This window comes from Streptococcus oralis, assembly GCF_001075875.1.
GTDB lineage: Bacteria > Bacillota > Bacilli > Lactobacillales > Streptococcaceae > Streptococcus > Streptococcus oralis_I.
This window is the reverse complement of record NZ_JUOS01000008.1, coordinates 1-340: the sequence shown is the minus strand read 5'-3', so window position 1 is coordinate 340 and position 340 is coordinate 1. Positions and strand designations below refer to the sequence as shown.

Below are 340 nucleotides of genomic sequence, written 5' to 3'. Positions count from 1 at the left end.
TGCAGAAAACACTCAAGTGATCGATACAACTAAGTTCGCCTTCGGACGTTACTACAAGTTTGACATCCCAACAACAGTGAAAGCTGATGTTCCTGGCGGAGTAGATATCGAAAATACTGCGGCTCAAGTAGTCAACTACTACAACCCAACCTCTAAGACAGTTGAAAAACCAAGCAAACCAACCGAGAAACGTGTGAACAGCGTACCAGTACAAGTAGAATTCAACTTCACTAAACGCTTGGAAGGTCGTGAATTGAAAGCGAACGAATTCAGCTTCGTTCTTAAAGATTCAACAGGTAAAGTTGTTGAAACTGTAACGAACGATGCATCTGGAAACGTT

The 340-nt window shown here is 42.1% G+C and carries 1 protein-coding gene; it reads left to right on the top strand.

Annotated features, from left to right (window positions below; genetic code table 11):
• Positions 1-340: hypothetical protein (locus ADM33_RS00350; RefSeq protein WP_049502690.1), on the top strand; the 340-nt coding region annotated here is incomplete at both ends.